Source organism: Pseudodesulfovibrio piezophilus C1TLV30, assembly GCF_000341895.1.
GTDB lineage: Bacteria > Desulfobacterota > Desulfovibrionia > Desulfovibrionales > Desulfovibrionaceae > Pseudodesulfovibrio > Pseudodesulfovibrio piezophilus.
On sequence record NC_020409.1, the window covers coordinates 2,305,772 to 2,322,233 of the forward strand.

General features: G+C 52.1%; 20 protein-coding genes. 5 read left to right on the forward strand and 15 right to left on the reverse strand.

Annotated elements, in window-relative coordinates:
* The 4 genes from BN4_RS10900 to BN4_RS10915 all read left to right on the forward strand — a co-directional run bounded on the left by BN4_RS10900 (position 1) and on the right by BN4_RS10915 (position 3,990).
* Positions 1-1,134 (forward strand): DegT/DnrJ/EryC1/StrS family aminotransferase, encoded by a 1,134-nt coding sequence (locus BN4_RS10900; RefSeq protein ID WP_015415447.1) that lies wholly within the window; start codon positions 1-3, stop codon positions 1,132-1,134.
* Positions 1,131-2,999: a polysaccharide biosynthesis protein gene (locus BN4_RS10905; RefSeq protein ID WP_015415448.1), complete on the forward strand. Its 1,869-nt coding sequence runs from the start codon at positions 1,131-1,133 to the stop codon at positions 2,997-2,999. Before BN4_RS10900 ends, BN4_RS10905 begins: the two co-directional genes overlap by 4 nt.
* 249 nt (positions 3,000-3,248) lie before the next feature.
* Positions 3,249-3,674, forward strand: coding sequence for an HIT family protein (locus BN4_RS10910; RefSeq protein WP_015415449.1), 426 nt, complete (start codon positions 3,249-3,251; stop codon positions 3,672-3,674).
* 28 nt (positions 3,675-3,702) lie between these two features.
* Positions 3,703-3,990 (forward strand): integration host factor subunit alpha, encoded by a 288-nt coding sequence (locus BN4_RS10915; RefSeq protein ID WP_015415450.1) that lies wholly within the window; start codon positions 3,703-3,705, stop codon positions 3,988-3,990.
* A 169-nt stretch (positions 3,991-4,159) separates the two neighbouring features.
* On the opposite strand, the gene BN4_RS10920 is transcribed toward BN4_RS10915, so the two are convergent.
* From BN4_RS10920 to BN4_RS10935, 4 genes are all read right to left on the reverse strand, one after another.
* Positions 4,160-4,807 carry an SPOR domain-containing protein gene (locus tag BN4_RS10920; RefSeq protein ID WP_015415451.1) on the reverse strand — a complete coding sequence of 216 codons (648 nt, stop codon included), beginning with the start codon at positions 4,805-4,807 and terminating at the stop codon, positions 4,160-4,162.
* Between the two features lie 179 nt (positions 4,808-4,986).
* A complete protein-coding gene (locus BN4_RS10925; protein ID WP_015415452.1) occupies positions 4,987-5,733 on the reverse strand; it encodes a hypothetical protein in 747 nt (248 codons plus the stop codon).
* Between the two features lie 9 nt (positions 5,734-5,742).
* The gene (locus BN4_RS10930; protein WP_015415453.1) at positions 5,743-6,240 is read right to left on the reverse strand and encodes a hypothetical protein; all 498 of its coding nucleotides are present in this window, start codon (positions 6,238-6,240) and stop codon (positions 5,743-5,745) included.
* Complete coding sequence (locus BN4_RS10935) at positions 6,237-6,722, reverse strand: hypothetical protein (RefSeq protein WP_015415454.1); 486 nt, start codon at positions 6,720-6,722, stop codon at positions 6,237-6,239. Before BN4_RS10935 ends, BN4_RS10930 begins: the two co-directional genes overlap by 4 nt.
* A 16-nt stretch (positions 6,723-6,738) precedes the next feature.
* Between BN4_RS10935 and BN4_RS10940 the strand changes: the two genes are divergently transcribed.
* Positions 6,739-7,518: a CPBP family intramembrane glutamic endopeptidase gene (locus BN4_RS10940; protein WP_231856531.1), complete on the forward strand. Its 780-nt coding sequence runs from the start codon at positions 6,739-6,741 to the stop codon at positions 7,516-7,518.
* Positions 7,519-7,576: 58 nt separating this feature from the next.
* On the opposite strand, the gene BN4_RS10945 is transcribed toward BN4_RS10940, so the two are convergent.
* From BN4_RS10945 to BN4_RS10995, 11 genes are read right to left on the reverse strand one after another with little or no spacing between them, the layout of a single operon-like run.
* Positions 7,577-8,017, reverse strand: a complete 441-nt coding sequence (locus BN4_RS10945) for an amphi-Trp domain-containing protein (protein ID WP_015415456.1) — start codon at positions 8,015-8,017, stop codon at positions 7,577-7,579.
* Positions 8,010-8,771, reverse strand: a complete 762-nt coding sequence (locus BN4_RS10950; protein WP_015415457.1) for a ParA family protein — start codon at positions 8,769-8,771, stop codon at positions 8,010-8,012. The genes BN4_RS10945 and BN4_RS10950 overlap by 8 nt, the downstream gene beginning before the upstream one ends.
* Positions 8,772-8,808: 37 nt before the next feature.
* A complete protein-coding gene (locus BN4_RS10955) occupies positions 8,809-8,988 on the reverse strand; it encodes a hypothetical protein (protein ID WP_015415458.1) in 180 nt (59 codons plus the stop codon).
* 30 nt (positions 8,989-9,018) lie between these two features.
* Entirely contained in the window at positions 9,019-9,525 is a 507-nt protein-coding gene (locus BN4_RS10960) for an amphi-Trp domain-containing protein (protein WP_015415459.1), read from the reverse strand.
* Between the two features lie 28 nt (positions 9,526-9,553).
* The gene (locus BN4_RS10965; RefSeq protein ID WP_015415461.1) at positions 9,554-10,738 is read right to left on the reverse strand and encodes a GAK system CofD-like protein; all 1,185 of its coding nucleotides are present in this window, start codon (positions 10,736-10,738) and stop codon (positions 9,554-9,556) included.
* Between the two features lie 18 nt (positions 10,739-10,756).
* Positions 10,757-11,848 (reverse strand): HprK-related kinase B, encoded by a 1,092-nt coding sequence (locus tag BN4_RS10970; RefSeq protein ID WP_015415462.1) that lies wholly within the window; start codon positions 11,846-11,848, stop codon positions 10,757-10,759.
* Positions 11,845-12,717 carry a GAK system ATP-grasp enzyme gene (locus BN4_RS10975; protein WP_015415463.1) on the reverse strand — a complete coding sequence of 291 codons (873 nt, stop codon included), beginning with the start codon at positions 12,715-12,717 and terminating at the stop codon, positions 11,845-11,847. The genes BN4_RS10970 and BN4_RS10975 overlap by 4 nt, the downstream gene beginning before the upstream one ends.
* A gap of 36 nt (positions 12,718-12,753) precedes the next feature.
* Complete coding sequence (locus BN4_RS10980; RefSeq protein ID WP_015415464.1) at positions 12,754-14,406, reverse strand: phosphate signaling complex PhoU family protein; 1,653 nt, start codon at positions 14,404-14,406, stop codon at positions 12,754-12,756.
* A gap of 4 nt (positions 14,407-14,410) precedes the next feature.
* Entirely contained in the window at positions 14,411-14,677 is a 267-nt protein-coding gene (locus BN4_RS10985) for an amphi-Trp domain-containing protein (protein WP_015415465.1), read from the reverse strand.
* Between the two features lie 19 nt (positions 14,678-14,696).
* A complete protein-coding gene (locus BN4_RS10990) occupies positions 14,697-15,860 on the reverse strand; it encodes a PHP domain-containing protein (RefSeq protein ID WP_041720310.1) in 1,164 nt (387 codons plus the stop codon).
* Positions 15,861-15,884: 24 nt separating this feature from the next.
* Entirely contained in the window at positions 15,885-16,415 is a 531-nt protein-coding gene (locus tag BN4_RS10995) for a GAK system XXXCH domain-containing protein (RefSeq protein WP_015415467.1), read from the reverse strand.
* Between the last annotated feature and the right edge of the window lie 47 nt (positions 16,416-16,462).

The following is a 16,462-nucleotide window of genomic DNA, read 5'->3' on the forward strand; positions in this document are numbered from 1 at the left end:
ATGACCGTGACCAAGGACCGCATATTTCTCTCCCCACCGCACATGAGCGGCCAGGAGTTGGAGTTCATCAAAGAGGCGTTCGCATCCAATTATATCGCTCCGGTCGGCCCACAGCTGACCCGATTTGAAAAGGAATTCTGTCGTTTGACCGGATTTGCCCACTGTCTGGGCGTCTCCAGTGGGACCGCTGCCATTCACCTGGCACTCCGGTTAATGGGAGTCGGTCCCGGAGATGTGGTCATCGCCTCCACGCTGACTTTTATCGGTTCGGTGACCCCTGTGACCTTTGTGGGAGCGGATCTTCATTTCGTGGACTGTGATCCCGCCACCTGGAACATGGACCCCGCCCTGCTCAGGGAAGCAATCAACACCGTGCATGCCTCGGGAAAACGGGTGGGAGCGGTCATCCCCACCGACTTGTACGGCCAGTGCTCGGATTATGACGCCCTACGAACCATCTGCAACAACCACCAGATTCCCTTGCTTATCGACGCAGCCGAAGCCGTGGGTGCGACATACAAGGGCAACCATGCCGGACGCGGTGGTGATGCGGCAGTCTATTCTTTCAACGGCAACAAGATCATCACCACCAGCGGCGGCGGCATGCTTGCCAGTGACAACCTTGATTTCATTGAAGAAGCGCGCCGCCTTTCCCAGCAGGCGCGGGATGACGCCCCCCACTACGAACACACGACGATCGGATACAATTATCGCATGAGCAATGTTGCGGCCGCCATCGGCCTTGGCCAAATGACCGTGGTGGATTCTTTCGTGACCCGACTGCGCGAAATATACCGTTTTTATCAAAAGGAATTCGAATCTCTCCCCGGCTTCTCGCTCATGCCTGAAGCCGAATATGGAGAGTCCACCCATTGGCTGACCGTCATGCTGGTGGATGAAACAAGCGGCACGGACCCCGAAACCATTCGCCTTGCCCTTGAAGCCGAAAACATTGAGTCACGTCCGGTCTGGAAGCCCATGCACCTGCAACCGGTTTTCACCAACGTCCCGTGTACCGGAGGCCCGGTAAGTGAAAAATTATTTGAGCAGGGGCTTTGCCTGCCGTCGGGATCAGCCTTGACCGAAGCAGACCTCGAACGAATCGTACGGGTCATAAAGAGTGTGGCGCGATGAAACTGAAACCGAGTCTCCCGAATTTCAGGAATGCCAATTTCTATGTCATGTTCCTCGCAGACCTTGTCATTTTCACTCTCGCGCTTTTCATGGCGTATTCCTTTCGCTTCGACTTTGATATCCCACCGGATTTCTTTCATCAATTTACAGGATTGCTCAAGTATGTCCTGATTTTCAAATCAGTGGTTTTCGTTACCTTCGGCCTGTACCGGGGCATGTGGCGCTATACCAGCCTGGACGACTATTGGAAAATGCTCCGGGTCACGACCCTGCAAAACCTTCTGCTGATCTCGTTTGTCGTGCTCCGCTTTTCCTTTGCAGGAGTCCCGCGCTCCATTTTCGTTATCGACTGGATACTGACTCTGGTCCTGTGCAGCGGAGTCCGTCTCTCCATCCGTGCCTTCTATGCTCAGGCTGAATCCATGACCGCTCCCAGTGCAGAACGGAAAACCATTCTCGTGGTCGGCACCGGGAGTCTGGCTGAAAAGATAGGTCGGGAACTGGTCGGCAATCCGGCCCAGTACACGCTGGTTGGTTTTCTGGATGAAGACCCTGGGAAAAGAGGAAGAACCATTCACGGAAAGCCGGTCCTCGGTAATATCGCCCTTATGAAAACCCTTGTTGAACGGGACGAGGTCGATGAGATCTTCATCGCGGTATCCCGCGCTTCCGGCGAGGAAATGCGCCTCATTGCCGAAGCTTGCAAGACCACAGGGGTTCCCTTCAAAATTCTGCCAGCCATGACGGAAATCATGGACGGTAAAGTGGGTATCAAGGCTCTGCGCGACGTCGATTACCTTGACCTGCTAGGCCGGTCTCCGGTTACGCTTGATACAGACCGCATCCTGGCGTACCTGTCCGGTCAGACCGTCCTGGTCACCGGCTGCGGGGGGTCCATCGGGTCGGAGCTCTGTCGACAAATCGTCCGTTTCAAGCCAAGCCATATCGTGCTGGTGGATTCCAGCGAATACAATCTTTACCAGATGCAAATGGAGCTGCACCATGGCCTCGGCTTCACCGGTTACACCACAGTGCTCGGCTCGATCACCGATACCGATCTCATGACACGCACCTTTGCAGCCCACACTCCATCCACCGTCTTCCACGCCGCGGCCTATAAGCATGTGCCCATGCTGGAACGAAATCCATGGCAGGCTGTCCGCAATAATATCCTCGGCTCGCAGACGATCATGCATGCTGCTGTGGAAAGCGGGGTGGAGCGATTCGTGGTCGTCTCCACTGACAAGGCTGTTCGCCCCACCAATGTCATGGGTGCCTCCAAACGTGTCACTGAACTGCTCATGCAATCCCTGCATGGCAGAGGCACTCGTTTCATGGCGGTCCGTTTCGGCAATGTCGTCGGTTCCAGCGGCTCGGTGGTGCCGTTATTCAGACGACAAATCGAAACAGGCGGCCCGGTCACGGTCACCCATCCTGATGTCACCCGCTATTTCATGTCTATTTCAGAAGCGTCCCAACTCATTCTCCAGGCAGGAAGCATGGGGGAGACAGGGACTGGCGGAGAAATCTTTGTGCTCGACATGGGCGTCCCGGTCAAAATAGCCGACATGGCCCGTGACCTCATCAGACTCTCCGGCAAAAAACCAGATGTGGATATTCAGATAATCTTCACCGGTCTGCGGGAAGGCGAAAAGCTTTTTGAGGAACTGATTACGGAAGGAGAGGGGATTGTTCGCACCGAACATGAAAAAATCCTTGTCCTCGGAACAGATTGCTGCGCCGACCAGCAAACCCTGAGCAAAGAAGTGGATGCCCTTGTCAAAGCCTCGGAAGACTATGATGGCACCGCCATACGCTCACTGCTCATGCGCCTTGTTCCCGAATATACCCCCTCGGACAACTAGTTGATTTTTTTGTCTAATCAACTTATTTTTCATTTACAATAAAGAGGCTTTAAGGCCAACATCCCGATTTTCAAGAGGAATTCTAGACTTTTCTCGCCCACCTCATTAGGGAATATTATAGAAAAATGAACCAACCGACTTGATTTAACTGAATTTCCCGGTTATTACTCAGGCTAACGATCGGAAAGTCTTTGCTCGCTGCTCCGCATCGAATGATATGGAAAGGCAAGAGCAGAGAAAGGAGAGACGATGATACCAAAGGACCCAGATTGCATTTTCTGCAAGATCATCAGTGGCGATATACCAAGCGCCAAGGTCTATGAAACGGAAACCTGCCTGGCCTTTCTGGACATCGCACCCGTGAACGAAGGCCACGCTCTGGTGGTTGTCAAGGGGCACTACCCCACGCTCATGGATCTCCCGGCTGATCTGGGAAACGATTTGACCCAGGCCCTGTCCAAGGTAGGCAAAGCGGTTATGGAAGCCACTGGAGCCGACGGTCTCAATCTCATGCAGAACAATCATGAGGCTGCCGGACAACTGGTTCATCATGTGCATTTTCATCTCATTCCGAGGCATAAGGAAGACGGCCTGAAACTCTGGCCCCAGTCCGGTTATGAAAGCCCGGATGAAATGAGCAGGCTTGCGGAAACCATCGCAGGTCTCCTGAAATAAGTTTTGAAACCCTTTTTGGAGGCGATCAATGAGCACCCTCACCAAAGCTGGCATCGTAGACTACATTTACGAACGCACTGACAGAAATCGCGCCGAGATCAAAGATCTGGTCGAGTCCATCCTCGAGGTCATGAAGACCGCTGTGAAGAAGGATCACGCTCTTCTCATCAGCGGTTTCGGCAAATTCGAAGCCTACGACAAGCGCGCTCGCAAGGGACGCAACCCGCAGACAAGCCAGACCATTACCCTGCCTCCGCGCAAGGTTGTCGTCTTCCGCCTGTCCCGGAAGTTCCGCGCTGAACTGAATCCCGCATAGGGGTTCTGGACATACCGCGCTGTGGCGCATCGTCCGTCTTGACCGGCTTCGGTGAACGGCGATGTGTCGTGGGCACAGAAAAGAAAAGATCAATCCGCCACTGGCTCAGGCCTGTGACGGGATTGATCTTTTTTTATGCCTCTTCAAAAAGGCACAATAAAATACTGATTTATTCCGATGTGTTTTGAAGTACAAACCCTTTTGGATAGCTCGAAAGCAATTCCATCAGCGCATCTTCGGCTTCCTCTTGAGTTGAAAAGGCTCCGGCCTGGACACGAAAAAGCCCTGTATCCGTCCTGACTAATTGGGACCCCTTGTACCCAGCCGCAATAAGCTTGGACAGGGCTTTATTGGCATTTTCCAAATCGGAAAAAGCACCCACCTGGATATAATATGCGCCACCGGTCATGACTGTGGAGGTCTCTTCCATCGCCTCACTGACAGCAGCGAGAGTCTCTTTTTCCTCACGAACCTCAGCCGTGATTTCGGCTTTGGCCGGGGCAGCTTCCGCTGCCGAAGCTGTCACTTTTTCCTCGACTTTGCCCACAGACTCTTCAGCCAGATCACTCTCTTCCACCTTGGGAGCCGGAGCATTGGCCTCGGTCGGAGCATCCACAACATATGTTTCTTCGATGACCTCGGGTGTCTCTTCCACCACTTCAGGTCGTACAGCCTGTTGAGGAGCGGCCTTGACGGACTGGGCCGGTCGTTGGGCCGGAGGTGATGAAACTATATGCTTGCGGAAGCACCCCCCCAGGGAAAACACGACCATAACCGCGGCCACGGTCGAGAGAAGCGTACAAAGATGTTTTTTCATGAAATATTCCTCCTTGCGATCATCAGATGCGTGGGAACGGAAGTAGCACGCAGCAATTCACCAAGTCTAGAGTTAATCTAAATTACAAGACAATTGCCTTACTTGGCAAGAGAAGGAATAAAAAGGTGTCACTCATGATGAAGGGGAGCACCATTGATCCGCCCGATATGCTGAAGAGTCTACCAGACTGCGTCCGCCAGTGAGCCTTTCATATCATAAGGGAACGTTTTCTTGCCCACTGTCATCTGCCCCTTGAGATCAAAAGACGTCTGGTACAAATCGACCGGATTGAGCAGCCCTCTTCCTGAAGCCTTGACTGATAAGGGTTTTCCCATGGAAAAATCACGGATAGTCATATCCTGTCCCTTGATCTCGGAAGTGAACGCGAGATCCTCAACAACCTTTTCATCAGGAAGAATGAGATGCTGCGAGCGGATATCCACCCAGCCATTCCGGGGAAGTATAGCACCTTCGGGCATGAAAAGATTTCCGGCCACATGCAGAATACCCTTGAGATCCGCTCCCCCCAAAAGCGCGGTCAGGTTAAGGTCGCCTTCAAAGTCGAAGGTGCCATTCTGAAAGAGGTTCAATTCGCATTCGGAACTGCCGGTATCGAGTCGGACCTTGGCCAGAGGCGAAAAACCAATGGAAACATAGGCTTGATGAAACGCCAGATTTCCCGGAGTATCGGCTAGAGTGACCTTGAGTTCGCGAACACGAAATCCAAAGGGACCATCCTTGTCAATGGAATCCCACCGCAGTCCCACGGTCGGAAGCCTTTCGTCCAACGAGGCAAGGGCTGACGACCAGAGCTTGTTCCACGGCGTAAAAAGCGCGATGCCCAGAGCAAAACCGAAGAACATGAGAAAAAATCGGGCGAGAATTCGACCGGGAAGCGAGGATGTTTTCTTGAAAGGAGATGCCATGATCAATCCTCAACGGGCCAAGACGAAATGCGCGTCAGCAAGACGCGGATCATCCGGGTTGCGAGTCAGAATACAACTGGGCGTTTGCAAGCTCGCCCTGTCGCGCAGGGCAACCATGAAAGAGGTCAGTTTATTGAGAGAAAGCCCCGAGAATGTCACCTGAATGCCTTTTATATCATCATCTACAACTGTTGAGCGAATGGAGGTCAGATTCTTCTCAATGACCAAATCATCAATGATGGCCCAGGTCGCATCTTCCACACTCAAATGTGTCAGCGCACCCTGTTGGGCGCGTAATGCTTTGATATCCTGTACGATAGGAACGACACGGCCATACTGTTCCTTGCTCTCAGCAATACGCTGTTCCAAAGAACCGGAAAAAAGCTTGAGGCCTATAGAAATGGACAGGACACTCACTATGGTCCCCAAAAGAATCATCCGAAAAAATCGCTTTTGCGATTCTCTGGGCCAGAAGCTCCAGAAATATACCGGAGGCTGTTTTTTCATTGTGGCTCCACAATCAGGCTGAACGTAATGCCACCGAAGACTTCTTCCCGTTTTTCAAGGGAAAAAAGATAGTATTCATCGTTGGTCAGGTCGGAAATATACGTGTCAAACTCCTCGACATTCGGCCCGAAGAACCCTCGCGCCCTGGCCTTTTTCCCATCCAGCGTCAAGCCTTCCAGGCGGAGACTCTCCACTGCCGGGCGGCTCAGAGCTGCCAGAACGGAAACCGGGTCGAGACCGATGCGATTCGTGGCAGCGAGTTTTCCATAGGCAAATTGCAGCCTGCCAAAAGGAGAATTCCCGATATCCGGGCCAAGGACTGAAATATATAATTTGTCGGTCTCGTCCAATATCTGATTGAGTTGTTGCAGGTTGAAGCCGTACCGCAGGAGTTGTCCTGTCAGAAAAAAGCCGCAAATAACCACAACCCAGACCAGATTCTGAAGAAAACGTCTGGATGCGAGAGCCGACTCCCGACTCACCGTCCTGCCCGTGGATGTGGACGAAATCGGCTCCGAAGCCCTGTCTTGTATCTTTCCTGCCGTCATTCCGCCCAAATACGCGAAACCGACAGTCGGGGCAAGCCTTGCACATCGTCACACACAGGTCATGCAGCGAACAAATGTGAGTGTGTATTGTCACTGCATGAAGTGGAAATCCCTGCTCTGGCTCGAATTCCTGACCCTCTTTGGCGCTTTGCCCCTCGCCTATGCCCTGGGTCTGATCCCTCTGCCCAGAATCCCTATACTGTTGGTCATCTTCGCGGCCAGCCTGATTTATCTTGTACGACACCCTGACTTCAATCACCGGGAACTGATACATGGGTTGCGCGGGCATTCAAGAGAAATTCGAAACATCTTCATCCGATCAGGCTGTGTCGCCGTCATCTGCATGGCTGCCGTCCTGATGATCGACCCATATCTGCTCTTTGGCTTTCCCCGAAGCCGTCCACTCTTGTGGCTCGGAGTAATGCTTCTGTATCCGCTCCTGTCCGCCTACCCGCAGGAGATCATCTACCGGGCATTTCTCTTCACCCGCTACAAATCCATTCTGCCGTCATCGTCGGTGATCCTCTGGGCCAGTACGCTGGCTTTCGCATTTCTGCATATCGTGTTCGCCAACTGGCTGGCTGTGGCATTCACCCTCCCGGCAGGATATATCTTCACGCGGACGTATGTCAGAACCGAATCCCTGCTCCTGACATCCATGGAACACGCCCTGTACGGCTGTATTGTCTTTACCTCCGGCCTGGGCCGTTTCTTCTATACCCCATCATAAAAAACCCCGGAGAGTTCCGGGGTGTTAAAGACATGTTTATTCCGACATCGTTATCAACTTATTTATCCGATATTGTGAACGACCCTTTGGTCTTCTGCCCATCATCGTCCCAAAATATTTCAATTGAGCATTTGGCCTTGTCTTTCTTGCGACTCAGTTTCATTTCGAAAAAAACTTCCTCTGCCACACCGAGGCTGACGGTCTGTTCTCCATCCCTGACCCTGATAAGCCCGCTTTCCAATGAGTGCGTCAAATCTTTGAGGTGGGTAACGACCTGCTCTATTCCCATGGTTTCCTTGATCTTGACCTTGGCCTTTTCCATTATTTTCTCCTTGTTGGCGGGACCGGAATCAGGTGGCAGAAAAAAACCGCCGTTTGCGACGACCGGAATCGGAGTGAGACCGGTCGTATCGGTGATCGGGATCTCCACCGGTTTGGCAACGGCATTGGGATCAACCCAACTCAACGGATTGGCTCCGAGCCTCTTGTCACTACTCATGGGGTCTCCCTCGACGAAGCACTTCCAGAGCCAGGTTCCGATAGTCGGCGGCCCCATTGCTGCGTGGTTTGTAGGTGAATATGTCCTGCCCGAAACTCGGTGCTTCAGCCAGGGAGATGTTGTCGCGGATACTCGTTTCAAGAAGGTCGCCCTTGAAATAGTCCCGGATATTGCGTTGAATTTCTCGATTCAGTTTCTTCTGTCGCTGAAATCGGGTCAGCACGATACCGGCCAGGGCAAGATGCGGATTCCACCCGGACCTGATGGCTCCCACGGTTTCCATCAGCTTGCCGAGACTTTGCAGGGCGAGAAATTCGGGTTGAACCGGAACCAATAATTCGGTTCCCGCCACGAGCGCATTCAATGAAAGTAATCCGAGGTTCGGCGGACAATCCATGAGGCAGAAATCATACCCCTCAACACCCTCAAGAGCCGCCTTGAGTCGGGTTTCACGATTCCCGACTCCAGCCAGCTCCACTTCGGTTCCGGCCAGGGCCACCGAAGCGGGAACAACGTCCAGATCCCCAACCCTGCGAGCAACGTCGGCAAGGGCGCATTCGCCCGTCAGCACGGCTCCCATGGTGCGTGGTAACTCATGAGCCATGATCCCCAGTGAATACGTCAGATGCGCCTGGGGATCGAGATCGAGCAGAAGCACACGCTGCTTTTGCCGAGCAAGGCCAGCACCGAGATTGACCGTTGTCGAGGTCTTACCGACCCCACCCTTCTGATTAAGAATGACGAGTGTTCGCATGGCGCTCCCGTGGACTCCTCTCCGACATTGCTCTTTCCTATTGGGTGACGAGAGCGATCTTGCGAATCACGTATTCCCGTCCATGTTCATCCGTTACCTTGTTGATTCGCGAAAGTATTTTCTCCCGTTCTTCATCCTCCAGATTTTCCTCGTCACGAATACAGAACAGGTCACAGACTTCCTTCCATTCGAAACTTCGCTTGGTTTCCTGAGTCATTGTTTCCTCCGGACGCGAACGTCCACATGTTCATTTTTTCGGCTTTGTGGCCGCAACGTGACGCGAAGCGGTCTTCTTGGCCGGAGATTTTTTGGCAGAAGCCTTTTTTTTCACGGTTTTCTTTTCTGCGGAAGGACCGGCAACCGGCGATGTCACTGCCGGCGGTTCGGCTGAGACCCTTTCGGCCGGGACCGCGCTCACCTTTTCCGCCGGAACAGCAGCAGGTTGAACGGCAGTCATCTCCGATCCCGGACTTGTGACCGGAGCCAGATCATCTTTAGGGATTGTATCGCCAATGACGAAATCACCATTGCTCCCCTCGGTCCATGTCAGCTCAAAAGAAAATTTCTGTTTGCCTTTCTTGACCTTGGCCTCAACTTCAATCCCCACGGTTTCCGCCGGAGTCAGGCTGACATGATCACCATCACGACTGACGACGATAGTACCGGATTTGAAGCTCTCAAGCAGGGCCTCCATGTAGGCGACTGCCTCAGTGTAGGTCAGGGTCATCTTAACGTCGATTTTCTGCTTTTCCATGGGAATCCTTCCTCATCTGGTTGAAACGCTATGTCAGTGAGAGCAGCACCCGTGTCAGGTTGTGCTCGTCAATCAAGGGGCTGCTTGCCTCGGTTACCAGTGGACAATCAATGACCTTCAATCCCATTGCCTCCAGTTCCCTGCGGCCAAGGCCACCCTGATAACGCCCCTGTTTCGTATCAACTACCACGAATTCGACACCGACTCCATGCTCAGGCGCTCCACTTTGGTGCAGATACGTGTTGAGCAAAGCAGCCTGATCGGCCACACTCAACCCCTGCGCCTCTGGATCATTGCCGGTATTGGGAACAAAAACCTTGGGGCATGTATTGGCCGCGACTGCCTCTCCCACGCCATATGGCAGCAAATTGGCAACGACGCTGGAATAGAAGCTTCCAATAGGGTAGCAGATGAGGTCTGCCTCGGCGATACGCTCTTTGATCTTGTTGCGTACAGATGCCGTGACCGATTCCTGGCTGGTTAGGGAATCGGTCAACCAAATATCACGGATGGGCGTGACGAGAGGAGCTGTCTCCTTGCCCGTAATGGCATGTTGGCCCACGATGACATTGCCATCCTCCAGCCGCACGGCCAGGTGCAAGTCCTTGTTGATCGTCGGCCGCACAATGCCACACACCTGCACCAGCTTGGAAAATATGTAGATGACCGGATCGAGCTGACGCCTGTTTTGCAGATACCCTGCCGTGAGCACTAGGTTGCCGATACTGGCTCCCTTGAGATCGAAATCTGTCGGCATGATATCCATGAACTGATGAAAATGATTTCGTATGATCTTGCGCATGGGATCGGGAATGGCACGCACCAGCGGATGTCTTCCCGCTGCCATGCTCTCCAGCTCGGCCTCCAGGTCGGCCTGTTTGGATTCTTTGGAAAGCCGATGGGCAAAGAGATCAAATATGGCGGGGTTGCCCTTCACTGATTGATCGGCCAAAGCCATGAGTCGATTGCGAATATCACCGACCGCAGGCATGCCGAACGCGCCCCGGATGACAGCTGAACTGCCCCCGGAATCAAAAGGGGTGATCAAGTGGATGGAATTATGGGTATAACAGATCAATTCGCGCGAAGTTTTGCGGAGGGCGGTTCCACCACTGAAAAAGAGAATCCTCGGTCCCAATTCCGGGGATTTTCGATATAATTCCAGCTTGAACGGGTCGGGGATTTCGACCTCTCTGGTAACGCTGATCCGCATGGCTACTCCCTGCCTATCTCAAGACAGTATGCCGGTTTCCATATACTTCAGACAGATATCAGCGGCCTTTTCAAAATCAACCCCTCCGGAAATCTCGATAAGGTTTGTCCGGGAGAGCATGTCGGCATATGCCTCGATCCCCGGATCTTCCCGGCGGTCCGGATTTTGTGGCAGATAGAACAGGCCCGTCCCCTTCATGAAGGCAGGCAGCAGATCCTCACGGTCGTGGGGATCGACCAGTGCCACGCGCATATCACCGCCCTCCCGCTTCCAGTTGAGTATGACGAGAGCATCCATGGTGCTTTTCAGGGAAAACCTGCCCGGACCGTAGCACTCATCAATAAGAGCATCATATTTATGCTCCAATTGCCACAAATCCTCCGTGGGCATGGCAAGGAACTCTTCACGGAGTTCAGATTCCACTATCCGGCTCAGGTCTGGATTATTCAAGGCGGTTCCAGGGTTGATCCGTGGTTGTTTGGCAACACCGAACATGGTCAGTCCTTCACCGCTCTCCTCGACCATGATTCTGTCATTACTGACAAAAGTCGTGCCCTTGCTCATCAGATGCAGGGCCAATGTGGACTTCCCCGCACCGGAAAAACCAGCCAATGATATTCCGCGTTCATTGTGAATAACTCCGGCAGCATGCCCAAGAAACCCACCCATGTTGAGCTTCCACTCTATGAATCTGTTGTTGATGAAGTTGATAACCTGGTTGGAATTGTCCAGGCAGGGACCTATGGCGCAATTTTCACCCTGACCAAAAATAAAATGCATGCCTGTTAGCCTCTTGCGGACAATTCTGCCGTCAGCCAGGTCCACCCATTCTTCCTTGATTTTGGTTTTTCCCGGATCCGGTGTTTTGACGGAAAAATCAAAATCAAGAGCCAGGGTATGACACTCGTGAGCAGAGACTGTAATCATCGCAGCCCCGGAAGTGGTGACAAACTCCTTGAAATAGTCAGCCAAGGCTTCATGCAAGGCCGCAGTGGAACTGTCCACCCGGATGAGACACCCGCCGAAATCGAGAAAAAGGGTATGCGTCGCCGGTATGTCATTCCTGATCCGGCCGACCAGCTCTTCTCTGGTGTTTCCTGTCAACTTCATCTGCATTTCTCCATAACGTATTCAACATATCGCGCTGCGGCATCGATACCGCTGGTTTCCTGTATACCGCGAAATCCTCCGAAGGCAGAGACCTCGAAGACAAAAGGCCCGTCATCGGTGATGGCTACATCCACACAGGTAAAATCCAGGTTGAACCGGGATTGTGCCTTGCGGGCCAATTCGATGATATCCGGTGAAGGTTCATAGGAGCGGTATTTTCCACCGGATTCCGTGGTGGTATTCCACGCGCCATTGGTCTTGCACCGGGCATAAGTGGTCAGATATTCGCCGCCAAGAAAAGCGATGCCAAGATCAAGATCGCCCAGTTCGATGGTCTTCTGGATGTACATGATCGGATTTTCCGCCTTGTATGCCTCAATGGCCTTGCGAGCCTCGGGACCATCCTTCAGTATGAACATTCCCCGCGCCTTGGAAGTGTAGAGCGGCTTGAAAACGGCCTCGCCATATTCTGCCATGGCAACCAGCGCCTGATCCACACTTTCGGTTATGGTGGTGGGTGGCATGGGAATATCGGCCAGTTGCAGGGAGATGGTACAGCTCAACCGGTCGAGCACTCTGAGAATTGAATAGGCCGAGCTGAAAATCTTCAACCCGCGCTCCTGAAGATACCGGAGCACTTCCAATCTATCGAGCAGGTCCGGCGAGTACCTGGACCCTATTTTCTTGATGATCAGTGCGTCAAAGTCTCTCAGGTTGTGGCCGTTATAGTAGGCATTGCCTGAGGGAAGATCGAGACGGACATCTTCCATGCCGATAAGTACACGTTCTTCGCCGGTCTTGTCGGCCACGGTATCGGCGAGCTTTTCCGACGACCAGCCGCCTTTGGTTCCGATGACTCCTATTTTCACGAAATAACTCCTTGAAACTGGCTGATGCTGGTTGTTTTAAAAGTAAAGAACATCTTCGGGCAGAGAAAATTTTTCCCATGGCCCACCCTGATAATGGTGAATCTTTTCCAACAGGAACATGGACCGGTTATACATTTCCTTGGCGAATTTGTAGTTCAGTTCGAACCGGGTGGAAGTGTAGAATGAACGGGCCAGGGCAAAGGCCATGCGCGCTTCAAAGGTGGCGTCCTCATGCTGCTGGGCGAATCCTTTGGCAAAGCGGTAGAACTGCCGAATGACATGATTGATACGACCACGATGTTCGGCATCAAAAACCGGCATACGAAAGTTCGAGATCAGAAAAACCGAAGCGTCCTGAATGTAGTCGAAATCACGCGACCGGTAGAGGTCTATATAATGCACTTGCTGAGCTTCATGATTGTAAACGACATTATTGATATTAAAATCGCCATGAATGAAGACTGAAAAAGGTGCTTCCAATTCGTTTTCTATCACCGCACAGTGCTTGAGCAGTTCCTCGGTGGATTCGACCTCGGAGCGACCGAGTGATTTGGGAGTCCGCCAGAATTCGGGGTGCGTTTGCAGCACCCCCTCCAATCGGGACTGGACCTGCCTGATATAGTTCGTCTTGATGGGGGTCGGGTCCAGTGTCTGAGTCCAGGTCTCCAAAACCGTTGACTCGAAAACGAACAAGGCATTGCGGGCAAATTCATCCTCCCCTGAAAGGACTATCTCATCCAGGGTACACCCGTTGAGAAACTCGACCAGCATGGCCCCTTTGTCGCCATCTTCATGAAATCCGTAAATATCAGCCACCAGATTTGGGAACGTCTGTTTCCAGCGTTGAATCGATTCCCGTTCCTTGCGAATTTTTTCCAGGCTTCCTTCTTTGTAAATAGACCCCTGACGCACATCTTCAGCTCCCATCACATCATCACGCTGCTCAACCTTGCCGATGCGACACCCTGAGCGGGTCCCCCATATGGCCCTGAAATCGATATCCGCAAAAGAATCGCTGAAGCCGGACTTGCTCAGGGTTTGCTGCAATGCGTCAAACTGTTCTATCTTGATACGCTCGCCCAGCAGGGAAAAAATGATCGCTTCACCAATGTTGAGCAGGGCGTCACCCACCCGCTCGAAATACCGGAAGATGAAAAGAACCGTGACCAGACTTTGAGCTTCCCGCCCCATGCCCATTTCATTCATCACACGATCAAAACGGACCTTGTAGACCGAATCGAGCATGGGTTCGGACTTGCAGATAAAAAGAGCCTTGGACATGTCTTCCTCGTGATACGCCACCAAAATAATGGCCAATCGTTCGAGGATGATGTCAAAGACCTCGTTATAGTCATATTTCTGGATGAATGATTGCTCGTCGAGATATCTCATCTGCTTGACTATATTAACAAAATAGTCTGCTATCTTTTCCAGATTCACACACATGACCTGCATGGCGCGTATCTTGTTCAACTGATTCTTATCCAATGATTTATCCGAATGGATACGGGAATAACATTTGTTTTCGATGATTGTTTTCAAATTATCGATGTAGTCATCGCGGGACGTGATCTTCGAGTGGCGTTTTCTGGTTGGGGAATCCATGAAGGCGCGGGTTGACCGGGCCTGATTTTCGACTTCAAGAACCATGAACTTGAAATTTTCGTCCAGTCCTTCAAAAGTAATCATCGTGTTAACTGACCTTCAAGGGTGTCTCGTTCACATCCCTGGTCCCGGTACAGTCCTTCCAGCTTACCCGAATGGACAACTTGGTCTCGGTCCCCTTTTTTTTGGCTTTGACAGTAAAATTGAGCAACCCCTCCGGCTTAAGCACAATAGCATCGCCATTGGTGGACAAGGTTATGCTCCCCTTGTCAAAACCATCGGTCAGGGACACCAGAAAATTCTTGATGGTGTCGCAATCCTGCAACGAATCAAACACAAATTTTTCTTCTGACATTCATCTCTCCTTGAAGAGGCTAGCCTGCGAGGCGTTCCTTGTATTCCTTGATAATGGTCCGGCGACTGATGTTGTTGACTATGAGTCGCTTGCGGATACTCAGGTCATCCCATGCGGGCTGGAATCCTATCTCCCTGCCCGCCTTGGCACTATCCTGCTGATTGACCGGCTTTGTCTTCTCGCCCATGTGACAATCGTCTCCCATGAAGATAAGCGTCTCGCGCTCGCCCCCTCGTCGCCTCTGATTCTGCTCATTGACCACGGAGATGAGAAATTCAGTATATTCCTGTGATTGAGGATTCCAGACCTCGATGCCGTCAACATCATAATTGCGTAACAGGATGGGCCAGAATTCCTCGGGATGCGGAATGACCACGCACCCGCCAAGGGAACGGACTTCCTCGATCACTTCGCTGGCCCGGTAGAAAAAGGAAAGATTGAACTCGGCCTTGACCAACTGCTTGACCGCTTTGAGATACGCCTGCACACGATTCACGGCGGTATCTCCAAGCTCCGGACGCATGGAATCAAACCAGTTCCGAAGCAACTTGTTTTTGACAGACATTCTCGGCACGTCTTTCCAATGATCATCAAGCATCCGCTCTATCTTGGCGACATTAATCCGAACAAACTCGATAAGCTCACGGTCTGCTCCCGTGGCCTTGGCCGCCTTGTGGAGACGTTCCTCGTGAGGTCTGGTAATAGTGTGCATAAACTCGAAGAGCTGACCTGATCTGTATTTGAACGTATGGGCCAGCATGGACTTGAGCACTCCGGCCTCCTGCACACGATCATTGGAAAAATGCAGCAGCAACTGCACTTTGCGGTTGAACCCGCTGGAATAGCAGTCCACTTCCACGCCAGAGTAATCCCCCCAACTCATAAGCACATTGTGTTGTGTGGGGATCAGCAGTTCCTCCTTGCGATTGGGAAACATGGCGTCCACCCGTTTACGGATGTATTCCATGGGGACAAACTCCGGATGCCAATGGGCAGCGAGAAGCGCCTCCTGCCGGACATACACATTGGAAGGCGTCACCACCTGCTCGATCTGCCATGGCTCCAAGTCCGTGGAAACCACGGCAAAGAACCGGGACTGATCGTCCTCGCTCACTTCTTCGGAGGCCACTCCAGGGAAAATCCGGCACTCCACCTTTTCATCATCCTGCTTGATCAATTGCATCGCCATCACTTCCGGTTGGGTATTTCAGTCATACTTGGCATGACAGCGACTCTTTTCATGAACGAGGACATCTATCGTCTCGTGCATTCTGCCCATGTCACCGGATTCATGCGCTTCACGAAATGCCTCACATGCTCTGGTATAGTCCTCATAATATTCATCACCATAGCCGGGATAGCTCACCATCAGGGCGGAATCCTCCAGAAATGAAACCACAGCTTCATCCGGTGGCATCTGCCCGTCATGAATCAACTTGACCAACATCCTGAAGCTCTGCTTCATCCGCTTCTTGAGGCTCTTGTATTTTGGCTTGGCGGGCGAACCGTCCGATTGCATACCATCGACATCAGGCACGCATTCCTTGCCCGACTTGAATTTGCCTTTGACAGAGATCTTCCCGAATTCGTTCTTTCCGCTGATCTTGAATTTAATACAATCCTCGACACAGGGAAATTCATCGGAATTCCCTTGCTCCAGAGCATCAGCCAAATTCCGAAAAAAATCCGGTAATTCCTTGAGATCAATATATTTCACGATCTTCGATTCGTTTCCCATGCTGTTCGCTCCATTGTTGAGGGGAAGTCTGTCTCATACCATCGGCT

Coding starts and splice junctions, on each gene's coding strand:
- BN4_RS10900 (WP_015415447.1), top strand. CDS start 1: ATGACCGTGACCAAGGACCGCATATTTCTCTCCCCACCGCACATGAGC.
- BN4_RS10990 (WP_041720310.1), bottom strand. CDS start 15,860: ATGCAATTGATCAAGCAGGATGATGAAAAGGTGGAGTGCCGGATTTTC.
- BN4_RS10945 (WP_015415456.1), bottom strand. CDS start 8,017: ATGAGTAGTGACAAGAGGCTCGGAGCCAATCCGTTGAGTTGGGTTGAT.
- BN4_RS10930 (WP_015415453.1), bottom strand. CDS start 6,240: ATGAAAAAACAGCCTCCGGTATATTTCTGGAGCTTCTGGCCCAGAGAA.
- BN4_RS10980 (WP_015415464.1), bottom strand. CDS start 14,406: ATGATTACTTTTGAAGGACTGGACGAAAATTTCAAGTTCATGGTTCTT.
- BN4_RS10905 (WP_015415448.1), top strand. CDS start 1,131: ATGAAACTGAAACCGAGTCTCCCGAATTTCAGGAATGCCAATTTCTAT.
- BN4_RS10955 (WP_015415458.1), bottom strand. CDS start 8,988: ATGACTCAGGAAACCAAGCGAAGTTTCGAATGGAAGGAAGTCTGTGAC.
- BN4_RS10920 (WP_015415451.1), bottom strand. CDS start 4,807: ATGAAAAAACATCTTTGTACGCTTCTCTCGACCGTGGCCGCGGTTATG.
- BN4_RS10950 (WP_015415457.1), bottom strand. CDS start 8,771: ATGCGAACACTCGTCATTCTTAATCAGAAGGGTGGGGTCGGTAAGACC.
- BN4_RS10985 (WP_015415465.1), bottom strand. CDS start 14,677: ATGTCAGAAGAAAAATTTGTGTTTGATTCGTTGCAGGATTGCGACACC.
- BN4_RS10965 (WP_015415461.1), bottom strand. CDS start 10,738: ATGCGGATCAGCGTTACCAGAGAGGTCGAAATCCCCGACCCGTTCAAG.
- BN4_RS10970 (WP_015415462.1), bottom strand. CDS start 11,848: ATGAAGTTGACAGGAAACACCAGAGAAGAGCTGGTCGGCCGGATCAGG.
- BN4_RS10915 (WP_015415450.1), top strand. CDS start 3,703: ATGAGCACCCTCACCAAAGCTGGCATCGTAGACTACATTTACGAACGC.
- BN4_RS10925 (WP_015415452.1), bottom strand. CDS start 5,733: ATGGCATCTCCTTTCAAGAAAACATCCTCGCTTCCCGGTCGAATTCTC.
- BN4_RS10910 (WP_015415449.1), top strand. CDS start 3,249: ATGATACCAAAGGACCCAGATTGCATTTTCTGCAAGATCATCAGTGGC.
- BN4_RS10995 (WP_015415467.1), bottom strand. CDS start 16,415: ATGGGAAACGAATCGAAGATCGTGAAATATATTGATCTCAAGGAATTA.
- BN4_RS10960 (WP_015415459.1), bottom strand. CDS start 9,525: ATGGAAAAGCAGAAAATCGACGTTAAGATGACCCTGACCTACACTGAG.